The organism is Pseudenhygromyxa sp. WMMC2535, from assembly GCF_011083025.2.
This window is the reverse complement of the sequence record NZ_JABJWV010000001.1, coordinates 5,207,653-5,228,212: the sequence shown is the minus strand read 5'-3', so window position 1 is coordinate 5,228,212 and position 20,560 is coordinate 5,207,653. Positions and strand designations below refer to the sequence as shown.

Annotated in this window: 14 protein-coding genes; 8 read left to right on the top strand and 6 right to left on the bottom strand. The window is 71.0% G+C overall.

Annotated features, from left to right (window positions below):
• Positions 1–38: 38 nt before the first annotated feature.
• From G6O69_RS20520 to G6O69_RS20510, 3 genes are all read right to left on the bottom strand, one after another.
• The gene (locus G6O69_RS20520; RefSeq protein ID WP_172305210.1) at positions 39–548 is read right to left on the bottom strand and encodes a gamma carbonic anhydrase family protein; all 510 of its coding nucleotides are present in this window, start codon (positions 546–548) and stop codon (positions 39–41) included.
• Between the two features lie 7 nt (positions 549–555).
• A complete protein-coding gene (locus G6O69_RS20515) occupies positions 556–1,995 on the bottom strand; it encodes a protein kinase (protein ID WP_255215830.1) in 1,440 nt (479 codons plus the stop codon).
• 236 nt (positions 1,996–2,231) lie between these two features.
• Positions 2,232–3,476 carry a DUF3108 domain-containing protein gene (locus G6O69_RS20510; protein WP_176396985.1) on the bottom strand — a complete coding sequence of 415 codons (1,245 nt, stop codon included), beginning with the start codon at positions 3,474–3,476 and terminating at the stop codon, positions 2,232–2,234.
• Here G6O69_RS20510 and pdxA point away from each other — a divergent pair.
• The 5 genes from pdxA to murJ all read left to right on the top strand — a co-directional run bounded on the left by pdxA (position 3,475) and on the right by murJ (position 11,411).
• A complete protein-coding gene (pdxA, locus tag G6O69_RS20505; protein WP_172308284.1) occupies positions 3,475–4,488 on the top strand; it encodes a 4-hydroxythreonine-4-phosphate dehydrogenase PdxA in 1,014 nt (337 codons plus the stop codon). The two genes, G6O69_RS20510 and pdxA, sit on opposite strands and share 2 nt — an antisense overlap.
• Positions 4,489–4,494: 6 nt before the next feature.
• Positions 4,495–7,440 (top strand): excinuclease ABC subunit UvrA, encoded by a 2,946-nt coding sequence (gene uvrA / locus G6O69_RS20500; RefSeq protein ID WP_172305207.1) that lies wholly within the window; start codon positions 4,495–4,497, stop codon positions 7,438–7,440.
• Positions 7,441–7,450: 10 nt separating this feature from the next.
• Positions 7,451–8,284: a tRNA pseudouridine(38-40) synthase TruA gene (truA, locus tag G6O69_RS20495; RefSeq protein WP_172305206.1), complete on the top strand. Its 834-nt coding sequence runs from the start codon at positions 7,451–7,453 to the stop codon at positions 8,282–8,284.
• Positions 8,285–8,352: 68 nt separating this feature from the next.
• Positions 8,353–9,645 (top strand): hypothetical protein, encoded by a 1,293-nt coding sequence (locus tag G6O69_RS20490; RefSeq protein ID WP_172305205.1) that lies wholly within the window; start codon positions 8,353–8,355, stop codon positions 9,643–9,645.
• 98 nt (positions 9,646–9,743) lie between these two features.
• Positions 9,744–11,411, top strand: a complete 1,668-nt coding sequence (murJ, locus tag G6O69_RS20485; RefSeq protein ID WP_172305204.1) for a murein biosynthesis integral membrane protein MurJ — start codon at positions 9,744–9,746, stop codon at positions 11,409–11,411.
• Between the two features lie 21 nt (positions 11,412–11,432).
• On the opposite strand, the gene G6O69_RS20480 is transcribed toward murJ, so the two are convergent.
• Positions 11,433–12,713 (bottom strand): hypothetical protein, encoded by a 1,281-nt coding sequence (locus G6O69_RS20480; protein WP_176396984.1) that lies wholly within the window; start codon positions 12,711–12,713, stop codon positions 11,433–11,435.
• Between the two features lie 379 nt (positions 12,714–13,092).
• Here G6O69_RS20480 and G6O69_RS20475 point away from each other — a divergent pair, with 379 nt between their 5' ends.
• Entirely contained in the window at positions 13,093–14,571 is a 1,479-nt protein-coding gene (locus G6O69_RS20475) for a DUF4147 domain-containing protein (protein WP_172305202.1), read from the top strand.
• Positions 14,572–14,762: 191 nt separating this feature from the next.
• The gene (locus G6O69_RS20470) at positions 14,763–15,365 is read left to right on the top strand and encodes a sigma-70 family RNA polymerase sigma factor (protein WP_172305201.1); all 603 of its coding nucleotides are present in this window, start codon (positions 14,763–14,765) and stop codon (positions 15,363–15,365) included.
• 62 nt (positions 15,366–15,427) lie between these two features.
• On the opposite strand, the gene G6O69_RS20465 is transcribed toward G6O69_RS20470, so the two are convergent.
• Both G6O69_RS20465 and G6O69_RS20460 read right to left on the bottom strand, forming a co-directional pair.
• Positions 15,428–17,236 (bottom strand): caspase family protein, encoded by a 1,809-nt coding sequence (locus G6O69_RS20465; protein ID WP_172305200.1) that lies wholly within the window; start codon positions 17,234–17,236, stop codon positions 15,428–15,430.
• Between the two features lies 1 nt (position 17,237).
• The gene (locus tag G6O69_RS20460; RefSeq protein WP_176396983.1) at positions 17,238–17,594 is read right to left on the bottom strand and encodes a hypothetical protein; all 357 of its coding nucleotides are present in this window, start codon (positions 17,592–17,594) and stop codon (positions 17,238–17,240) included.
• 320 nt (positions 17,595–17,914) lie between these two features.
• Here G6O69_RS20460 and G6O69_RS20455 point away from each other — a divergent pair, with 320 nt between their 5' ends.
• The gene (locus G6O69_RS20455) at positions 17,915–20,539 is read left to right on the top strand and encodes a serine/threonine-protein kinase (RefSeq protein WP_172305198.1); all 2,625 of its coding nucleotides are present in this window, start codon (positions 17,915–17,917) and stop codon (positions 20,537–20,539) included.
• The last annotated feature ends 21 nt before the right edge of the window (positions 20,540–20,560 follow it).

Genomic DNA, 20,560 nt, shown 5'->3' with positions numbered 1-20,560 from the left:
CGAGCCCTCCCAGGCCGGCCCGCAGCCCCAAGGGCGCGCTACTTGGCCCTGTACTGGTGCGTGCGCTCGACGTAGGCCCGCCACGACGAGTCGATCATCTGGCGGTCGCGCTCCTGGCACTCACGCAGCACTCGCATGGGGTTGCCGGCGACCAGGGTCCCCGCGGCCACCACCTTGCCCGGCGGGACCAGGGCCCCGGCGGCGACCAGCGACCACGACTCGACCACGGCGTTGTCGAGCAAGACCGCGCCCATGCCGACGAGGGCGTCGTCGTGGACCGTGCAGCCGTGGAGGATCACCGAGTGGCCCACGGTCACCCGCGCGCCGACGTGGGTCGACGACAGCCCCTCGGTGCAGTGGATCACCGCGTTGTCCTGGATCGAGCTCTGCGCCCCGATCACGATCGGCCCGTCGTCCCCGCGCAAGGTGACGTTGGGCCACACGCTGGCCTCGGGGCCGATCTCGACGTCGCCGATCAGCACCGCCGAGGGGTGCACGTAGGCGGTGGGGTGGATGCGGGGGGTCTTGCCCTGAAACGACTCGATCATCGGCCCCTTACCCCATACCCGGCGCGATGACCAGGAAGTACACCGCCGCGCCGCCGCCGAGCAGGACCACCAAAGCGACGAGGATCCACACCCCCGTGTTGCTCTGCGACTCGCGCGGCGCCGGGCTGGGCAGGCGCGTGTGCGCGATCGAGTTCTCGGTGATCCCCGGCAGGTCGTCCCCGGGATCCGGGAGGTCCTCCGGCGCCGTGGGCTTGGTCTGCTTGGGCGGCGCCTGCTTGGGCGGCCCTTGCTTGGGCGCCTGCTTGGGCGCCTTGGCCTGCTTGGGCGGGCTCTTGGGCGACCCGCCCGCCCCCGGATCCGGACCGATCAGATCGTCGAGGCCCTCCACCAGAGGCGCCGAGGAGTCGAAATTGCCGAAGTCCTCGTCGTCGATCAGCGAGTGCGCCCCGGTCCGCTGATCCCCGGCGTCGCTGTCCTCGTCGATCGACCGGAAGTTCGCCAGCTCCTCGGCCATCAGCTGCATGATCAGGTTGGCCGGGCCACCGACGGCGCGCTCGCGCTGGACCTTGGCCTCCTCGATTTGGCGCAGCTCGGCCATGGTCGCCGAGAGGTCGCGGGCCGAGACCTTGAGCCGGTGCGAGAACAAGAAGCTCAGCAGGTCGTCGGCGAACTCCGCCGCGCTCTGGTAGCGCTGGTTCTCGTCGCGGGCGAGGGACTTGAGGATGATCTGCTCGAGCTCGGCCGGGACGTCGGGGTTTTGCGCGCGGATGCTCGGGATCTCGGCGGCGCGGACGAGCTCGACGGTTTGATAGTCGGTCTCGCCCAGGAACAGCCGCTTCATCGTCAGCATCTCGTAGGCGAGGATGCCGACCGCGAACAGGTCCGTGCGTCCGTCCACGGCCTTGCCGTGGGCCGCCTCCGGCGAGAGGTAGCTGAACTTGCCCTTGACCACGCCCGGGTCCGTGGACTCGAGCTGGCTGGTCGCCTTGGCCAGACCGAAGTCCGTCAGCTTGACCTCGCCGTTCCACGAGATCAGCAAGTTGGGCGGAGAGATGTCGCGGTGGACGACGCCGAGGTGCTCGTTGGTCTCGGGATCCGTGAGCGCGTGGGCGTAGTCTAGGCCCTTGAGCGTCTCGTTGAGGATCCAGATCACCAGCGGCAGAGAGATCCGACGCCCGCGCTCTTGCAAGTGCTCGAGCAGACGCTTGAGCGTCGTGCCCTGCACGTACTCCATCACGATGAAGTAGGTCTCGTCGGACTTACCGAGGTCGAAAACGGAGACGACGTTGGCGTGGTTGAAGTGCAGGCTCAGCCGCGCCTCGTCGAGGAACATGCGGACGAAGCGATCGTCCTTGAGCAGGCCGGGCAGGATGCGCTTGATCGCGACCTTCTTCTTGAAGCCGGCGACCGAGACGGACTGGGCGACCCAGACCTCGGCCATGCCACCTGCGGCGAGCCTGTATAACGGTGTGTAGTTCTGCGCCATGGGGCGGTTTCACGGATTGTACCGTCCGATGCCCGCCGGCATAGAAGGACTGGCAAATTCACGGGCTCGACACGCGCCGCCGCCGGCGACCCCTGAACGACTGAGGGGGTCGACCTGACCCCTCGTCACCTGCGCGCGCGAGATCCGACAGCCCGCGGACCGAGGCGAGCCCGGCCCGACTCCCGGGCACTCCCCCAGAACTGCGCTCGGCGCTGCAACCAGCGCGCGGCCAGCCGTCAGCGCGGCTGATTTGGCGGATCGTAGCGGTTGAGCACCAACCGCAGCACGCCCAGCCACATGTCCGTCTCGATGGCCAGCAGCAGGCGGCGCTCGTCTTTGGTCACATAAGCCCGAAAGCTGTACTTCCGCTTGTCCTCGCGGACCACGCCCCAACGATCGACCCGCGAGAGCGTGCCCTCGAGCAGGCGGACGTCCTCCTGCTCGACCCCCAACCCCTGGGCCACGCTGGGCATGGGATCGAGCTTGCCCTGGCCACGACCGACGACCTCGACCTTGAGCAGGACCTTGCCGTCGAGGACGTGGGCCTGGATCCGGTCGCCCTCGTCGAGGTCCAAGGAGCGGACCCAGGCCATGGCCGAGAGCGGGTCGAAGGTGTCTCGGGGGACCTGGAAGGTGACCTTGGTGGTTTTCTCGTCCTTGGCGTCGGTGATGCGGATCGCGCCTCGGCCCTCGAATTCGGTCTCGGTGATCCGCCGCTTGTACTTGCTCGTGCCCAGGCCGCTGCGATCGATGACGTTGACGTTGGAGACCACCGCCCCGGTCCCAGCGTCGATCTGCGTGGTCATCCGGTCCTCCATGGAGGTCAGCAGCGAGACCACGCCCGAGGTCACCGCGCGCCCCTCGATGGTCAGCAGCCCGCTGCCCTGCGGGGCCTCTCCCCGGGGATCCGCCACGTACTCGACGACACCGGCCTCGGCGAGGCCAGCCGGGTTTCCAGCGAAGAACACATCGAAGACGAAGCGCTCGCCCACGCGAACCTTGTCCGCGTAAGGCGCAGGCACCGGCGTCTGCGGCAGCCGACGCCGGCGATCGTTGAACGCCGGCTCGTCGAGGGCGGCCGACCAGCCGACCACGGCCGCGTCCTGATCGCCTCCAGCGACCTGCACCGTGGGGCTGCGCATGCGCGGCAGCCGGCTCGCGTCACTCTGACGCCGGGCGATGGGCTCGCCAGACTGCTCGCCCGCGCGGCGCATCGACGCGCGCTCCCGGGCCTCTGCCGTGGCCTGGCGGGTGATCTGGGTCTGATCCCGCTTGGACCCGGGGCCGTTGGGCTTGGGGGCGGAGGCCCCAGCGGAGAGGGGGATCACGGCGGCCAACGCGAGCCCCAGCCAAGTCGTCAGCGCGCGGCGCCGAGGCACAGCGCAGATCGGGCCAGAGCTCGCAGACGTGGGCGCCATGGCCTCCGATGTTAGACTCGTGCGGCGGTCACCGCCATCGCGGCCGCCTCCTGCCGTGTCCATGCTCGTCATCACCCAAGGAGATCCCGCAGGCGTGGGCCCAGAGCTCCTGCTGCGCCTCGCCGCCGACGGGCAGCTGCGCCCCGAGGACCGCGTCGTCGCCGGGCGCCGCACCCTGCGCATGGTGGCCGAGACCCTCGATCTCCCCTGGGCCCACGCCGGCCTCGCGGCCATCGAGCCGCTCCTCGACCCCGTCATTCAGGCGCGCGAAGCCCCTGGAGCGCCCCTCGGCCAATTCCTCGCCCTCGAGCGCGGCGTCGATCTCGTGCTCGAACACGCGCCGAGCGCAGCCGCGACCGCAGCGAACCCCGGCCCCGCCCTGGTCACCGCCCCCATCGACAAGGCCGTGGCCAGCGCGGAGGGCCTGCGCCACCCCGGCCACACCGAGTACCTGGCCGAGCGCGCGGGCGTCGAAGACTTCGCCATGCTCATGGCCGGACCGCAGATCCGCGTGGTCCTGGCGACCATCCATGTCCCTCTGCGCCGCGTGGCCGAGCTACTGGACACCTCGTCCGTGGTTCGGGCCGGACGCCTCCTGGCCCGAACCCTGGCCGAAGACTTCGCCATCGCGGCCCCGCGCGTGGGCATCCTCGGCCTCAACCCCCACGCCGGCGAGGGCGGGCTGCTGGGCAGCGAGGAGCAGCGCGTGATCGAGCCGGCCGTGGCCGCGCTCCAGCACTGGGCCACGGAGATCTACCCGAGCGACCAGCGCCCGCGCTTCCACGGCCCGCTCTCGGCCGACACCGCCTTTCACCACCACCAATCCGGCTCCCTCGACGGCCTCGTGGCCATGTATCACGACCAGGGCCTGGGCCCCTTCAAGCTCGCCCACTTCCACGACGGCGTGAACGTGACCTTGGGCCTGCCCTTCGTGCGGACGTCTCCCGACCACGGCACCGCCAAGGACATCGCCGGCCGCGGCGTGGCCCACCCGACCAGCATGCAGGCGGCCGTCGACATGGCCCGCGCCATGCTGCGCTCGCGCATGTCCGCCGCGCCCACGCCCCGGAGCTAGCCGCCCGTGAGCGCCCCCGAAGACGAGCGGGCCCTCGCGCCCCGGGCGATCCGCATCCGCGGCGCGCGGACCCACAACCTGCGCAACCTCGACCTCGACCTGCCCCGCGACGCCCTGGTGGTGATCACCGGGCCGTCGGGCTCGGGCAAGAGCAGCCTCGCCTTCGACACGATCTTCGCCGAGGGCCAGCGCCGCTACGTCGAGAGCCTCTCGGCCTCGGCCCGGCAATTCCTGGCCCAGCTGCCCAAGCCCGACGCCGATCTGATCGAGGGCCTGAGCCCGACGATCGCCCTCCAGCAAGAAAACCGCGGCCGCAACCCACGCTCGACCGTGGGCACGGCCACCGAGGTCTACGACTTCCTGCGCCTGCTCTTCGCGCGCATCGGCGAGGTCTACAGCCACGTCAGCGGCCAGCCCATGCGCCGCCAGAGCGTCGAGGAGATGGTCGACGCCGTCGAGGCCCTGCCCGAGCGCTGCAAGTTCTCCGTGGTCGCTCCGGTCGTCCGCGGACAGCCTGGGGATCACCGCGAGCTGCTCGAGGATCTTCGCCGCCAGGGCTTCGTGCGCGTGGCCATCGACGAGCAGCTGCGCGACCTCGACGAGGACATCGAGCTCGACCCCCAGGTCCGCCACACCATCGAGGTGTTCGTCGATCGCCTGGTCCGCAAGCCGGGGATCCGCGCGCGACTGAGCGACTCGATCGAGATCGCCCTGCGCCTCGCCGGCGGCAAGGTCACGATCCTCCCGCTCACCGGTGAGCCGCTCGAGCTCTCGGAGCACTTCACCGACTTCGAGCACGACATCAGCTACCCCGAGATCACCCCGGGGCTGTTCTCCTTCAACTCGCCCGAAGGCGCCTGCCCGCGCTGCGGCGGCCTCGGGCACCGCAAGGTCTTCGACCCCAGCCGGCTGATCCCAAACCCGAGCCTCTCCCTCAAGGAGGGCGCGATCGCGGCGCTCGGGGACCGCCGCGCCCGCGGGGCCCTGGCCGGCCTCGACGAGCAGCTCGCCGCCCTCGCCGCCCACTACGACTTCGACCTCTACGCGCCCTGGGAGAGCCTCGACGAGCTCCACCGCATGACCGTGCTCCAGGGCAGCGGCGACGAGCCCATCCCCCCGCTGCCCGCCGGCGCGGCCAAGGGCAGGGGCGGCAAGAAGGCGGCCGCCAAGAAGACCGGGCGACCGCGGCGCAAGCCCGACGCCAGCGACGGCCAGCCCTTCCCCGGCGTCGTCCCCCTGCTCGAGCAGCGCCTGCGCGAGGCCGAGGCGCGCAGCGAGGGCGAGGCCAACACGAGCGAGGCCAACGCCCTCGCCGAGCTCGAGCCCTACATGAACCGGGTGCGCTGCTCGGCCTGCGACGGCCAGCGCCTGCGCATCGAGGCCCGCCACATCAAGATCCAAGGTCGCAACATCCACGAGCTCGCGACCACGCCGATCGCCGCGCTGCACGGGTTCCTGGCCGGCCTCGATCGCCGCAGCCTCGACGTCGAGCGGGGCGAGGTCGCCGAGGCCATCCTCGCCCAGGCCATCGCCCGGCTGTCGGCGATGATCGAGCTCGGCCTCGGCTACCTGACCCTCGACCGCGCGACCATGACCCTGTCCGGGGGCGAGGCCCAGCGCATCCGCCTGGCCACGCAGATCGGCTCGGCCCTGGTCGGCGTCACCTACGTCCTCGACGAGCCGAGCACCGGCCTGCACCAGCGCGACAACGCCCGGCTGATCGCCATGCTCCGCCGGCTCCAGGCCATCGGCAACACGGTGATCGTGGTCGAGCACGACGCCGACACGATCCGCGCCGCCGACTGGGTCGTGGACGTCGGCCCCGGCGCGGGCAGCCTCGGCGGCAAGCTGGTGTTCGCGGGCAGCGTCCCCGATCTGCTCGAGGATCGCCGCTCGCTGACCGCCGCCTACCTCTCGGGCCGCCGCCGCGTCGAGCGACCCACCCAGCGCCGGGCCCCCGACGCGTGGATCGAGGTCCTCGGCGCCCGCGGCCACAACCTGCGCGGCGTCGACCTGCGCCTGCCCCTGGGCCACCTCACCTGCGTCACCGGGGTCAGCGGCTCGGGCAAGTCCAGCCTGATCGTCGACACCTTGCTGCCCGAGGCCGCGCGCCGGCTCAACCGCGCCCACAGCTGGGGCCTCGAGCACCGGGCGATCCGCGGCCTCGATCGCTGCGACCGGGTGATCGCCGTCGACCAGTCGCCGATCGGCCGCTCGCCCCGCTCGAACCCCGCGACCTACACCGGCATCTTCACCGAGCTGCGCAACCTCTACGCCCAGACCCCCGAGGCCAAGGTCCGCGGCTTCGGGGCCGCGCGCTTCTCCTTCAACAAAAAGGGCGGGCGCTGCGAGCACTGCCAGGGCGAGGGCCAGATCCGCGTCGAGATGCACTTCTTGCCCGACATGTGGGTCACCTGCCGGGTCTGCGAGGGCAAGCGCTACGAGCGGGAGACCCTGACGATCACCTTTCGTGGCAAGAACATCGCCGAGGTCCTCGACATGCCGATCGCCGAGGCCTGCGAGTTCTTCGTCAACCAGCCGAGCTTGCGCCACAAGCTCGAGCTGCTGCGCGACGTCGGCCTCGGCTACATGACCTTGGGCCAGAGCGCCACCACCTTGTCCGGGGGCGAGGCCCAGCGCATCAAGCTGGCCAAGGAGCTGTCCCGGCGCAGCACCGGCAACACCTTGTTCGTGCTCGACGAGCCGACCTCCGGCCTGCACTTCGACGACGTCCGCAAGCTCCTCGAGGTGCTCGAGCGCCTCGTCGACGAGGGCAACACCGTCGTCGTCATCGAGCACGATCTCGAGGTCATCAAGTGCGCCGACTGGGTGGTGGACCTCGGCCCCGAGGGGGGCGAGGGCGGCGGCCAGATCGTCGCCGCGGGGCGCCCCGAGGACATCGCCGCCTGCCCCGAGAGCATCACCGGCCGCTGGCTCGCCCGCGTGCTATGAAGGGCCGGCCATGGCCATGCTCCTGCGCCTCGCCTACGACGGCACCGACTTCCACGGCTTCGCCCGTCAAGACGGCCGGGGCGGGCGCCTGCGCACGGTCCAGGGCGAGCTCGAGGACGCCCTCTCGCGCATCTACAAGCGCCCGCTGCTGACCCGCGGCGCCAGCCGGACCGACGCCGGCGTCCACGCCCGCGGCCAGCTCGTGGCCTTCGATCCCCCCTTCGAGATCCCGCCCCGCGGCCTGCTCCTGGGCCTCGCCGCCCAGCTGCCCGCGGACCTGATCGCCAGCGCCGCGTGGCTGGCCGAGGACGTCGAGGGCGAGCCCCTCAACCCGCGCTTTCACAACCGAGGCAAGCTCTACCGCTACCGCCTGCGCTGCACCTCGCTGCGCGACCCGCTCAGCGAGCGCTTCGAGTGGCACCTGCCCCGACCGATCGCCCTCGAGCCCATGCTCGCCGCCGCCAGCCACTTCGTGGGCGAGCACGACTTCGCGGGCTTTCGCGCCGCCGACTGCCAGGCCAGGACCACCACCCGGCGGATCCGCGACGTCCAGCTGCGCGCCCGCACGCTCGCCGAGGTCGACCCGCTCGCCATGCAGGCCGGGCGCATCGACGACCCCGCGGTGATCGAGTTCGACGTGCGCGGCGACGCCTTCCTCAAGAACATGGTCCGGATCATGGTGGGCACCCTCGTCGCCGTGGGCCGCGGGCAATTTGGCGCCGAGCGCATCGACGAGGTGCTGAAGGCTGGGGATCGCAGCCGGGCCGGGACCACGGCGCCGGCGCGGGGGTTGACCTTGATCGAGGTGCTCTGGCCGTCGAGCTGGCCACCAGCCCCGCGCTGAGCGAGCGGCGCCTGCCTCGCTCAAAACGACATCACAACCCACTATCGATGCTTTGATATCATGCTGTCGTGAGCAGATATTACAGCATCGTCATTCTACTATTTTTATCCGCCTGCAACGACGATGTCGTCTCCGTCGCCACGGATGGCGACGAGCCAACCTGTGGAAACGGCGACCTCGAGGGCGGAGACGCGTGCACCAGCATCTGCCAACTTTCGAGCACTCCCCTGGGGTGCGTCACGCTCCTCGAAGGCGTGGGGGTGGGCGACGAGCGAGCGGCGGGCTTACTCCTGCTCGCGGACGGCTCCTTCATCGCGGGCGGCGCCTACTCGCCCACCGACGACGGCCTACGGGCCTGGCTCGGGCGCTTCGACGCCTCGGGCGAGGCGCTGTGGCTCGAGGAGCCCGCGCTCGACGACGACACGACCAGCGAGCTGCTCGCGCTCGACACCCTCGGCACGGACGCCAGCGCGGGCGCCTGGGCGCTCCTCCGTGAGGGCGAGACCCAGCAAGTCCTCCAATTCGACACTCAGGGCACGGTCGCGGCCCGCCTCGACCTCGAGGCGCTCAGCGACGATCCCGAGGGACCCGGCGACGCGCTCGACATGGTCGCTACCCCCGGGGCGCTGTGGCTCGCCGGCACGCGGGCGAGCGACCTGTGGCTTGGACGCCTCGCGCTCGATGGGCAGGTCCTGACCACGGTCCTGATCGAAGACGGCGCGGGCTTTCATGACGAGGCCCGCACCCTCGCGCGCAGCGAGGCTGGGGTCGCCCTCGCCGCGACCATCGCCACGGGCCCCGAGTTCATCGAGGACGTCGGCGTCCTCCCCCCTTCTCGAGTCCTGGTGATCGCCTTCGACCTCGGCGGCCATGAGCTCGCTCGCAGCACCCTCGGCGCAGACGAGCAGGGCGTGGCTCGCCACGCGGAGGCGATCATCAGCGACGGCGCCGAAGGATGGATCGTCGGCGGGACGCAGTACGAAGCGGGCGCGCTACCCTGGACGCACGACGCCTGGATGGCCCACGTCCACCCAGCGCAAGGCTGGGAGTGGGAGAGCGCCGGGCCCGACACGGTGAGCGGCGTCGCGAGTCTTCGGAACCTCGCCTCGTTGCACCAGGGCAGCGTCCTCTCCGTGGGCTACGCGGTCATCGACGGTCAAAGCCACGCCTGGCTGACCTGCTCGGACCTCGACTCGGGGGAGACGCGCTGGCAAAGCGAGCGCTCGCCCCCCGAAGGCTACGATTACGCCCAAAGCGACGTCGCCGCGTGGGACGGCGACACGCAGCTCCGAACCAGCGGCCTGGTGAAGACGCACTTCGAGCGCTCCGCGGTGCAGTCATGCCTATTTTCGGCTGAGTAGACCCACTCCCCCAGCTCCCCCCTACCCCAAGCCCCGCCGCCCCGACAATTTTCCGGGATATTTCGCCCCGCGCCCATTCCTGCGCAGACTCGTCCACGGTGGCCGAGACTCTGCGCACCTCCGGGAAGCTGTCCATCGCCGTCGCGGCCTCCCGCGTGCTCGGCCTCGCCCGTGAGGTGCTCTTTGCTCACCTCTTCGGCGTCGGGGCCATCGCCGACGCCTACCAGGTCGCCTTCCGCATCCCCAACCTGCTGCGCGACCTCTTCGCCGAGGGCGCGCTGAGCAGCGCCTTCGTGCCCACCTTCCTCGCCGAGCTGGTCGGGAAGCCCAAGCCCAAGTCGGAAGAAGACAGCGAGAGCGAGAGCGCGACCCCCGAGCCCGACCGCGAGGCCGCCTACCGCCTGGGCAACCTGACCTTCGCCGGCATCTTGCTGGTCACGGGCCTGCTCAGCGTGCTCGGGATCGTGTTCGCCGAGGAGGTGGTCGGGCTGATCGCCAACGACTTCGAAGGCGGCACGCTCAGCCCCGACGAGGCCGCGGCCAAGCTCGAGCTCGCGACCTTGCTGACGCGGATCATGATGCCCCTGCTCACGGTGATCAGCGCCAGCGCCGTGTGGATGGGCATGCTCAACGCCCAAAAGCACTACAGCGCGCCCGCGTGGGCGCCGGCGATGTTCAACGTGACCAGCATCGTCGTCGGCGCGGCGCTGATCTTCATCGAGCCCGCCGACACCACGGGGATCATCGTGTGGAGCGCGGGCACCCTGGGCGCGGGGCTGGTCCAAGCCTGCGTCCAGCTGCCTGCGCTGTGGCGCCTGGGCTACCGGCCGATCCCCCGCCTGCGCGGCCTGGGCTCGCACCCGGGGATCCGCCGGATCCTCCGGCTCATGGCCCCGGCCGTCATCGGCCTCGCGGCCGTGCAGATCAACATCTTCGTCAACACCCGCTTCGCCGCCTCGCTGGGCGACGGCCCCATCGCCCAGCTCAGCTACTCCTTTCGCATCTTCTACCTGCCGATCGGCGTGTTCTCCGTGGCCCTGGCCACGGTCACGACCACGCGGGTCAGCGAGGACGCGGCCAAGCGAGACTTCGGCGCGCTCGCGGCCAGCGCGGGCGAGGGGGTCAGCGCGGTGTGGATGCTGATGACCGCGAGCACCGTCGGCCTGCTCGCCCTCGCCGAGCCCGTGGTCCGGGTGCTCTACTTCTCGTTCTCCGCGACCGAGGCCACGGCCACCGCCGTCGTGCTCCAGGCCTACGTGCTCGGCCTGCTGCCCTACGGCCTCGTCAAGATCCTCGCCCCGGTGTTCTACGGCCTCGACAAGCCGCGCGTCCCGCTCGCGGCCTCGTTCTCGGCGGTCGCCGTCAACATCGTGTTCAACGCCCTGACCTACCGCCAGCTCGGCGCCCCCGGCCTGGCCCTGGGCACGGCCCTGGGCGCGCTGGCCAACGTGATCGTGCTGCGCCTGAGCTTTCGTCGGGTCGTCGGCCCGCTCCCGGGGGTCGGGCCCAGCCAGCTCGGCGCCATGGTCCTCGCCAACGCCCTGCTCGGGGCCCTGGTCTGGGGGGCATGGTTCGGCGTCGAGACGCTGATCTCCGCCCTCGAGCTGGCCAGGCTCGGGTGGTTCGTGCGCGTCGCGGGCCTGGCCGTGGTCGTGCCCTCGGGCTTCTTCGCCTACGTCGCGGTGCTGCGCGCGACCAAGTACCCCGGCGCGGATCTACTGTGGCGCCTGCCCGCCAAGATCCTCGGCCGCCTGCGTCGCCGCTGAGCGCCCAAAAAAGCAGGCGCGCTACTGCGTGAACACCCGGCTGCCGCCGATCCACACGACTTTCTTCTCGTCGGGGATCACCAGCAGCCCGTCGATCCACAGCCGGTCCCTGGGCAGCCAGGCCACGTCGCTCTCGCCGACCATCGAGACCACGATCTCGGCGCTCTCGCCGAGGGCCTCGGCGACGGAGACCTTCACGAAGCGCTTGCGCCCCCGCTTGCCCTCGCGCAGCTCCCACAGCTGGCCCGAGGACAGATCCAAGAGCAGGAGATCGAGGTGGATGTAGTCGCCCTCGGACTCGCGGCCGGTCAGCAGCAGCCAGCGCCCGCTGGGCGAGGCGCTCTCGAGCACGGCGCAGCTCGAGTCCTCCTCGTCGCACAGTCGCCGCACACGCTCGCCCCCCTCGAGCAGCCAGTGGTCGTCATCGTCCAGGGCAAAGTCCCAGGTCTGCGCCCCGCTGGACGCAGGCGCGGGCGCGGGCGTGCCCTCGATCCATGGCGCGCCCAGCTCGACCTTCTCGCAGGCGCCCGGCAGCGCGTCTCCCTTGCCCTCGCAGGTCTCCTCCATGTCGAGTTCAATCCGCGTCTGGACGCCGCCGGAGCCGAGCTCCACGGCGACCTTCAGGCCGACGTCGGCCATGTTGATGTTGCGATCGAGGAGCTCGAGGCAGGCGTAGGTACCGGTCGCGTCGAGGGCGAAGCCGCCCCGCTCCTGGACGCTCACGGGCTCGACCCAGTCCTCGACGACCTCCCCATCCTCCACGTCATCGCCCGTGGGCATCGTCGAGATCGCGGCACAGCTCGCGTCGAAGCCCACGGGGAGCGCGACGCGGCGCTGCACCTTTCCCTGGGCGCTGAGCACCACCAGCTGGTTGCCGGCCTTCTTGGGCCCAAACACGACCACGCGTCCGTCGGCCAGGCGGCGGGCGTGCTCGCCCCACTTGCTCACGCTGGCGACGCGCTTGCCGTCGAGGTCGTAGGCGCGCAGGCCCTCGTTGGCGACCCAAAAGCGCAGCGGCTCGGGCGGCGGCTCCTCTGGCGTCTCCACCCCGGGCGTCCCCTCGTCCTCGTCCTCGGGCGCCTCCCCCGAGGCGGCGGCCTCTTCGGGTGCGGCGTCCGCTTTGGGCGTGGCCAACTCCTCCGGCGCGGGCGCCTTCGAAGGGGCGGCCACCTCCGCGCCCGCCCCTTGCGCCCCGACCTCGGCGGGGGCGTCCTCTCGCCCGCAAGCCAGGACCATCAACGCGCACGCGAGCAGCCAGGCGCGGCGATGACTCGGGGAGACCCTCCTGCTCATGGTCGACATCGCGCCCAGCATAGACGAGCTCCTGCGGGCGGCCGAGACGCCCCCGCAGTCCTCGCCAGATCACGCTCGCACCGGGCCCATCGGCGCGCTCGAGTCGGGTCCGCGGCGGCGCGCCGCGAGATGCCCCCAGCACGTCAATGCAGCGACAGTGAGCCTCACTTCCGGAAATACACCGGGCCAGGCACGACGAGCAAAACCTCTCGCCACGGCGGCGAGATGGCTCAATCGCGCGACCATGTCAGCCGTGAGGGCGCCACGGGTATCGCCGCGTCGGATGACAGCAGCCCCTCGGGGCTCACCTGGCGCTGGCGGTTGTCGCCCCAGCCCGCGCAGCTGGCCCTGCTATCATCGTTCACCGCGAGCCCCCGAGAGGCCCACCATGGACAGCCGAGCCCCCGACCGACAGCCCTGGCGCGAGACCCTGCTCGCCCGCAGCCCCGGCCTGCGCCGACACCCCCGCGGCCGCGAGCTCGCCGAGATCGCCGGGGCGGCCCTCGAGGCGGTCGACCCCCTCGCCTGCGTCCACGCCCACACCCACCTGCTGCCCAAGCCCAAGGGCGCGGCGGCGGCCGTGGTCGGCGAGTATGTCTTCGACCTCGCCGCCGATCCCCAGGCCCCCGGGCCCGCCGAGCACGGGCGGATCTGGATCGTCGGCGCGGGCAAGGCCGGGGCCGCCATGGCCGGCGCCCTGGTCGAGCGCTTCGCCCCCCACGTCGCCGGGGGCGTGGTGATCACCAAGCACGCGGGCGCGGCCGACCCTGCCCTCGCGCCCCCCGAGCTGGGGCCTGTCGAGCAGCTGATCGGCGATCACCCGATCCCCGGCCAGGCGAGCGCTCGAGCCAGCGCCCAGCTCCGCGCCCTCGCGCCCCGGGTGGGCCCCCGCGACCTCGTGCTCTGCCCGATCTCCGGCGGCGCCTCGGCCCTGCTCTGCGACCCCCTGATCCCCCGCGAGCAGCTCGCCGCCCTCGTCGAGCACCTGCTCGCCCGCGACGTCTCGATCCACGCGATCAACCGCCTGCGCCGCCGCCTGGATCGCCTCAAGGCCGGCGGCCTGGCCCGGCTCTTCGCGCCGGCCACCGTCGTGGGGCTGATCCTCTCCGACGTCGTTGGCGACGACCCCGCCCTGGTCGGCTCGGGGCCCACGGTCTACCCCGACGCAGGCGACCAGCCCCAGGCCTTCGCCGAGCTGCTCTCGACCCTCGCGCCGGCGCTCGCGGAGCTCCCCGCGGCGCTCCGCCGCGCCATCGAAGACGCCCCGGCGCCCGCGAGCGCCCCCGTGGATCCACACACCGGCCTGGCCCAGCAGGTCCACCAGGTGCTCGTGGCCCGCAACGGCGACGCCCGCGAGGCCGCGTGTCGAGTCGCCCGCGAGCGGGGCCTCGACGCCGTCGTGCTCCTCCCCGCCCTCGACGGCCAGGCCCGCGCGGCGGGGCGTCGCCTGGGCGAGCTGCTCGTCGACATGCCAGACGACCTGCCCGTGCGCGCGCCTGCGTGTCTCGTCACCGGCGGCGAGACCACGGTGGACCTGGCGCATGGCCAGCTCGGCGGACCCAGCCAGCTCGGCGGGCGCAATCAGGAGCTCGCCCTCGCCGCGGCCTGGCCGCTCGCCGAGCTCGACGACGATCAGGCCGCCCTCTTGACCCTGGCCACCGACGGCGAAGACGGGCCGACCGACGCCGCTGGAGCCATCATCACGCCCTCGACCCTCGCCCGAGCGCGTGCCGCCGGCCTCGACCCCGAGCGAGCCCTGCGCGAGCACGACAGCCACGCGCTCTTCGACACGCTCGGCGACCTCCTGCGCACGGGCCCCACGGGGACCAACGTCTGCGACCTCGCCCTGCTCTTGCGCTCGCGCTAGCGAACTCCCGAGCAGGGCCTCGCCCTGTCTCGTCCAAACACATCTTCGCGAAGGAGAAGCGCATTTGCGCACACTTCGCAAGCCGCGTCTCCTCCCGGCCACGACGACCCCCCAGGCCGGCCAGGGTGCGCCCGCACAACCTTCGGGCACATCCCAGCGCCCCCTCGCCCCCGCCCTGATAGCATCCACCCGTGGCCAATGACGCCGAGCTCTTCGACGCCTGGTCCGCCGGCGATCAACACGCTGGCGCCGAGCTCTTCGATCGCCACTTCTCCGCCATCGCTCGCTTCTTTCGCAACAAAGTCAGCGACGACTTCGAAGACCTCGTCCAACAGACCTTCACCGCCTGCCTGGAGGCCCGCGAGCGCTACCGCAAGGCGAGCAGCTTCCGCACCTTCTTGTTCGGCATCGCCAACAACGTGCTGCGCGAGCACCTGCGCCGACGCAGCCGCAACCGCCTCGATCCCATGGAGAGCAGCGCCTACGACCTCGAGCCGGGGCTGTCCACGGCCTTCGCCAAGGCCCGGGAGCAGCGCCTGCTCGTCGAGGCCCTGCGGCGGATCCCCCTCGAGCATCAGGTGATCCTCGAGCTCTTCTACTGGGAGGAGCTCTCGGCCCGCGAGGTCGGCGAGGTCCTCGAGCAGAGCGAGTTCACGATCCGCAACCGCCTGCGCCGGGGCAAGGAGCTGCTGCGCCGCTCGCTGAGCGAGCTGGCCGAGAACCCCGAGGAGCTCGAGAGCACCTGGGACGGCCTCGAGCGCTGGGCCGAAGAGGTCCGCGGCGCGCTCGAGTGAGCCCCGCGAGGGTCCGAGAGCGTCGGTCCGGGTCGAGGGCCCTTCGAGTCCTCTCGCACGCTCTAGCCAGAAGGCTCGGCGCGCACCGTCATGGGCATGGCCCAGACCGCCACAGGCTCGAACATGCGCTCGAGCGCGACATCCACCGCCGCCGGCTCGCGCTCGAGGCCCGCAGTGGGCTCGCTGGCGAAGACCTCGAGGCCGAGGTCCTCCGTGGAGACCACGAAGTAGAAGGTCTCGGACCCCGGTCGGTGGGGCGCGGGCGCAGGCCAGGTCGAGAACACCCCGCGCTCCGTCCCTGCGGTCTCGCCTGGCTCCTCGGGGCGAAGATCCTGGGTCGTTCCAGACGCGGTGTGGAGCAAACGCGCGAGCCCGTCCGCGCCGACGTTGACGATCGACACGGCGTGGATACCCCCGGTGTAGTACTCGAGACAACGCATGCCAGCGTCGAGATGCGCGGCCGCCAGGGGGAACGTGCGAGACCCCGCCTCCCCCGCGGCGCTGGCCCGGAGCCAAAAGTCCATGGTCTCGGGCGGCCTCGGGAGCGCCGCGCAGGCCCGCTCGAAGCTGCGCGCGCGCGCGAGGGCCTCGAGCTGGGCGAGCTGACCCGCGACGCGCTCGGGGAGCGCGAGGCCGACTTTGTCCGGCCCGCGCAGCCCCGGCTGCCCGTCTCGTGCGCACAGCTCGAGCAGCTCCTCGCCCCCGCCCTCACAGCGCCACTCACGGAGCCAGACCGAGGCACGCACGGCCGCGCGCAGCTCGGTGGCGAACGCCCCCTCGCCGGTGATCCGCACTGGTGTCGGTCGCGCTCGTCTGCTCAGCACCGCGCGCAGGATCGTCCACGGCTCGCAGTCAACCAACACATCCGTCGCCAGGTCGGCCCGCGCCGCCTCGACCGCCTCGATCCTCGCCCGAGCGGCTCGCTCCCCAGTCCGCAAAGACAGCAGCTCGAGCTCGTCGCCGCAGGCCAGGCCATGCAGCGCGCCGGCCATGAGCCGCACCCGGCCCCTTGTCCCGACCAGCGCCTCGAACTCGCGGGAGGTGTCGTGAAGCTCGGTGCCAAACACCCGGCGGCCCCTCGGGCCGATCAGCACGGGCCGCTGGCGGAGGTTGAGCGGAGCGAGCTTGCGCCTCACCTTCGCCCTGACCAGGGCAAAGAGCGACCCCCAGCAGATGGCGGCGCCTCGCGTCTCGCGGATGGCCTCGACCAGCGCCCAGGTGAACACGCCGTTGTTTCGGCCCTCGTCGAGCTCGTGGGATCTTCGACACTCGCTCGCGGCGGCGACGACGATCGGACCGCCCCGCCGCGGCCCCGGCTCGAGCGCGCCAGTGAGCCGCCCCGACCAGCGCTGCTCGCCCCGCAGCGCCTCGGGCACGAAGAAGGTGTGCACCTCGGCCGGGGAGCGCCCGGCGTTCTTGGCCGGGAGAGCGAGCAGACCGCCCGCATAGCAGCACTCGAAGATCACGGTGAGGTTGGGGCAGCGCTCGCCGAGCGCCCCCAGGATCTCGCCGAGCTCCACGTCGAGCACGCCGGCGAAGTGCCCACGACGCGCGCTGTGCGGGCCGGTGTCGGGGACCAGGTAACGCCACTCGCGAAGCGGCTGACGCTCGCCACCGATCTCGCCGTCGAAACGCGCGATACCAGCGTGGCCCGTGTAATACACGAGCGCGACATCATTGGTCTCCACGCGCCCTGCGAACGCACGCAGCTCGTGGAGAATGAGCTCTCGCGTGGTCCCTCCCGAGCGCCGCGTGATGCCCTCCTCGGGCGAAAACCCGAGCTCCACGAGCAGCGCCTGGACCAGGTCGAGGTCGGCCTTGATCCCTTTTCGCTGATGCCTGGATCCACCAATGATGAGCGCCCGCTTCATCTCAGCTTCGATCTGGACCAACGACGATCGGCTTGATCTTGATATAGATCTGCTTGGACTTTTCACGCGCCGCGGCCCCTTCTTCACAGACCGCGGAGAAGGTCAGCGTCTCGTAGGACTCCTCGATGTAGTGGTCATACTCCGTCCACGCATAATTGCCCTCACCGCGGCTCCACACCGCCTGCTCGGGGAAGGTCCAGCTCGTGCCGGATTGCTCGAAATCATGGATTTCGACGCGAACAGGCAGGGCATCCACCTCGATATCGAGGGTCGTGATGATCTCGCCAGTGTCCCGAATCGGAGCGATCTCGAGGGACTCGTCCGTGGAAGAGTCGTTTTGGATAATCCGCCCCGTCAAACGGGTGGCACTGAGAAGCTCGATGGTGGTCGACATGTTTGTTCTCCTGTAGCGATACGCTGCGTATTCAGTGGGAGATGTCACTCATATGTTCTCTCCCCATCTCGCGTAGGGGTGGTGAGGACCCACACGAAACCATGATTAGGGTTCGCGATGAACGCGCAACCGACACGCCCAACCACTCGAACGATGTCAGCGCCACGCGCAGCTCGGCCTGGGGGATTGCAAGACCGGCCGCGAGGGTGGGAGTCTGGGAAGGGCAGGATCGACGCGTGACGACGAAAGGGGACCATCTTTTTGGAGTTCGCGACGCTCCAACATTGCCGACACCCGATCCCCCCGAAGAGCACGAGTCCATCGATCTTCGCTACGAGCTCGAGGCGCTGCGCCTGAGCCTCGGCTTGACGGATCAGCCGGATCCCGTGCGCGTCGACGAGAGCGGCCGCTTCGAGCTCCGCGCCGAGCTCGGGCGGGGAGGCATGGGGACCGTCTACGAGGCCTACGACACCGAGCTCGACTGTTCGGTGGCCCTCAAGGTGGTCGGCGCGATCTCTGCGGGCCGCGAGAAGCTGCAAGAGCGGCTGCTGCAAGAGGCCCGCGCGCTCGCACAGATCGAGCACGACAACGTCGTGCGCGTTCGGGACCTCAGGACCGCGGTGTCTGGCGAGCTCTTCATCGCGCTGGACTATGTCCGCGGGCCGACGCTCCGCACGTGGCAGCGAGACCGCAAGCGCGAGGAGATCATCGACGCCTATATCGGCGCGGCTCGAGGTCTGGCGGAGGCGCACGAGGTTGGCGTGGTCCACCGCGACTTCAAGCCCGACAACGTCCTGTTCGACACCAAGAAGGGCCGCCCCGTGGTCGTCGACTTCGGCCTCGCCGGTGGGGTCGTGGACGCGACGCGAGCGCCCCACGGGCTGCTCTCGCCGGTCGAGTCGACGGGGCTCGGGACCCCCGAGTACATGGCCCCCGAGCAGCACCGACAGCCAGCTGATGCGCGCTGTGATCAGTACGCGCTGTGCGTCTCCATCTGGGAGGCGATCGACGAAGCGCGGCCCTTTGCGAGTAACCGCGGCCCGGACCAGGAGCTCCCCCCGCCTCCCTCCGGGATGCCGTGGTGGCTGTATCGCGCGCTCGCCAGGGGCCTCGCCTACGAGGCCCGAGACCGCTTCCCGGACATGCACGCGCTCATCCGTGCCCTCGACAAGGGCCGGCGACGGACCAAGTACGTTCGGCGCGGAGGGCTGACCGCGAGCACGACCGCGCTCGGCGCGTGGCTGATCCTCCAGTTCGCCATACCTCGGCCCTGCGACGCCGCCAGCGAGCCGCTGGACGCGGTGTGGAACGACGCGCTTCGCGGTGAGGTCCACGGCGCGCTCACCTCCCTGGACGTGGACTGGTCCGCGCAGGCGGCCGACCACGCCATCGAGACGATCGACGCGGCCGCGGCGTCGTGGTCACGTGAAGCCGACGCCATATGCGAGGCGAGCGTGGGCACCGAGCGAAGCGCCACGGTCGACCGCAAGGCCGCATGCCTCGACGGCTGGCTCGAGCGCATCGGCGCGACGGTCGAGCAGCTGCGCGCGGGAGACGAGGAGCTGGCCTTGCACCTCATGGAGGTGCTCGAGCCCCTGGTCGTGAGCGAAGACCTGTGCCGGCTCCCGCCCCCCGTGATCGAGCCCGACGTCCGCCGGCTGCTGACCGAGTCGGAGCTCGCAGAACATCTCCGCGACCTCGACGGCGCGCAAGACAAGGCACGACGCGCCATCGAGCGCGCCGACCTAGCCGCCCCTTGCGTGCCCGGCAGCGATCGTTCGTTCGCGGCCGCGGCCGCCCACTTTCGCCTCGGCCACGTGCTCGGGACGCGAGAGCGCTGGGATGAAGCGAGGGCGGAGCTCCGCGCCGCGACGGACCACGCGCTGGCTTGCAGCGACGTCTGGACGACCTTCGACGTTCGCGCATACCAAGCCGGCTACGTCATCCCGCAAAGCGGCGCTGCGAGCGTGCTCGCAACGAGCATGCTCGCGGACGCGGACGCCCTCCTGCTGCCATCCGCAGGCGTGGACAGCACGAGCTTGCGCCGCGCTCAGCTCGAGCGGATGGCGGGGCTGCAGCTGATCGCCAGTGAGCCGCCCGACTACCCCAGGGCGATCGCCGCCTTCGAGCGCGCCCGAGCGCGCCTCGAGGCCACCCCCCACGCGCCCCTCCCTCGCCTGATCGACATCAACAACAACCTCGGCACGGCCTTTCAAGCGGTCGGTCGGCTCCGCGAGGCCGAGCAGGCCTATCAGCGCGCGACCGATCTGCTCGCGGACGCGATGGGGCCGAGCTACCCGAGCACGAAGGGCGCGCAGGCGATGGTCGACCTCAACCGCGGGCTGATCGCCCTCGAGCAAAAAGACCTCGCGCGGGCAGGGCGCTTGTTGTCGAAGTCCGTGGCAAACGGAGATCCTCTCGTGGTCGTCCGCGCCTGGACCGGCTGGCTTCAGGTCCGGCTCGAGGCGGGCCTCGCTCGCAACTCGGGCCCGCTCGCCCGCCAGTTCGTCGACTGGCTGAGGCGCCGAGACGCGCTCCCCTTGCACCTGCGCGCCGCAGGCCTGACGACCGCCGGCCAGGTGCTGATGCTGGCGAGCATCAGCGAGGCGGGTGAGATCGATGACCCCGGCGCCTTCGAGGCCGGCGTCTCCCTGTCCGAGGCCGGGCTCTCACTGTGGAGTGCGCACGACCCCACGCAGGTCCCCGTCGCGTCTTACATCCTCGCCTCGTGCCTGTACGAAGCAGGTCGCTACACCGAGGCCCGCGCCCTCCTGGGTCCGCTGCTCACGCAGAAATCCGAGGAACCGTTTCAAAACTTCGTTCGCGACCTGGACGAGAAGATCGAGAGGGCGAGCGAAGCCAAGCTCGCGGGCGCCGACGCGAAGACTCCTCCCAGCCGCGCCCCCTGACACGGGCGCGCGACGCGAAGC

Bases quoted from the DNA above. Each gene is read 5' to 3' on its own strand.
- G6O69_RS20475 (WP_172305202.1), top strand. From the start codon at position 13,093: ATGGACAGCCGAGCCCCCGACCGACAGCCCTGGCGCGAGACCCTGCTC.
- pdxA (WP_172308284.1), top strand. From the start codon at position 3,475: ATGCTCGTCATCACCCAAGGAGATCCCGCAGGCGTGGGCCCAGAGCTC.
- G6O69_RS20520 (WP_172305210.1), bottom strand. From the start codon at position 548: ATGATCGAGTCGTTTCAGGGCAAGACCCCCCGCATCCACCCCACCGCC.
- G6O69_RS20465 (WP_172305200.1), bottom strand. From the start codon at position 17,236: ATGAAGCGGGCGCTCATCATTGGTGGATCCAGGCATCAGCGAAAAGGG.
- G6O69_RS20480 (WP_176396984.1), bottom strand. From the start codon at position 12,713: ATGTCGACCATGAGCAGGAGGGTCTCCCCGAGTCATCGCCGCGCCTGG.
- truA (WP_172305206.1), top strand. From the start codon at position 7,451: ATGGCCATGCTCCTGCGCCTCGCCTACGACGGCACCGACTTCCACGGC.
- G6O69_RS20510 (WP_176396985.1), bottom strand. From the start codon at position 3,476: ATGGACACGGCAGGAGGCGGCCGCGATGGCGGTGACCGCCGCACGAGT.
- G6O69_RS20515 (WP_255215830.1), bottom strand. From the start codon at position 1,995: ATGGCGCAGAACTACACACCGTTATACAGGCTCGCCGCAGGTGGCATG.